The 1052-nt window shown below is 58.4% G+C and carries 1 protein-coding gene; it reads right to left on the reverse strand.

The window, feature by feature from the left end; all coding sequences use genetic code 11:
• Positions 1–1008 (reverse strand): IS630 family transposase gene (locus IEY49_RS21215; protein ID WP_189012389.1). Its coding sequence is split into 2 segments (ribosomal slippage), with 1007 coding nucleotides annotated over them: positions 1–539 and positions 541–1008; the frame shifts between segments, so codons are not numbered across the junction. This gene is flagged as partial in the annotation.
• Between the last annotated feature and the right edge of the window lie 44 nt (positions 1009–1052).

A 1052-nucleotide genomic window follows, 5' to 3' on the forward strand; every position in this document is an offset into this window, starting at 1 on the left:
TATTGATCTCGGCATAAGTTTGAGTCCATCAAGTGCTGTGGAAGCTGGATGTATCGTACACGCTGCCAAGCGCTGATCAACCGGGCCTTGAGCTCCTCCACGTTGGAAGCACAGAAGTTCCCCAGGACATTACGCTTGACGTACGCCCACACCAGCTCGATGGGGTTGAGCTCCGGCGCATACGGCGGTAAGTACACCAGTGAGAGACGTTCGTGGCAAGCCACGAACGTCTGCACGGCTTTCGCGCGATGAATGCCAGCATTGTCCAGCACGACCACCAAGTTCCCGGTCACATGGCGCAACACATGCTCGAAAAACTGAATCACATCTCCACTCCGAATCGAGCCCTTCTTCGTGTTCTGGAAGAACTGTCCCCCCGAGGTGATCGCCCCAATGGTCGAAAGCTTCTCCCAGTTCGCGGGCAAGGTCACAAGGGGCGTCACGCCCCTGGTGTTCCAGGTGTGCCTGCGCACGCCCTTCATCGCAAACCCCACCTCATCCAGGTACACCAGTGTGGCGCCCTCATCGACCTTTTTTTTTCAACTCCGGGGCCACCTGTTCTTTCCAGCTGGCAATCCGGAATTCGTTGCGTTCTGCGGCCCGTCCATCTGGCATCTGTGGTGTGAAGCCCAGGGCATGAAGCAGCTTGCGGACATGATCACGGTGATACCAGATGCCCAGGTGGCTACCGATCACGTCCCGCACGCGGGACGTCGTCCAGCTTTCATCTGGGTAGCCGTGATGACGTGAACCCTCCCGCAGGAGAGTTCGGATCTGTTCGCGCTGTTCGTCCGTCAATCGGCTGGGACGTCCGGTCGCGACGGTTGCCTCGAGGGTGCGCTGCTGGTTGAGCCGCGTGACCCAAGTGCCGACCGTGTGGATGGACACCCCGAAGTGCTCTGCGATCGCCTGGCGAGAGAAGGTGCCTTGTTGCAGCCATTCTTTTGCGGCGAGCCGGCGTTCTTCCTGCTGGGCACGGGTGAGCTTTGAGGGCTTCCAACCAGACATACCCGCTCAGTATAACAATGATAATTTACGCCGAGATCAATAAG

Origin of the sequence: Deinococcus malanensis (assembly GCF_014647655.1) — a bacterium.
Classification (GTDB): Bacteria; Deinococcota; Deinococci; order Deinococcales; family Deinococcaceae; genus Deinococcus; species Deinococcus malanensis.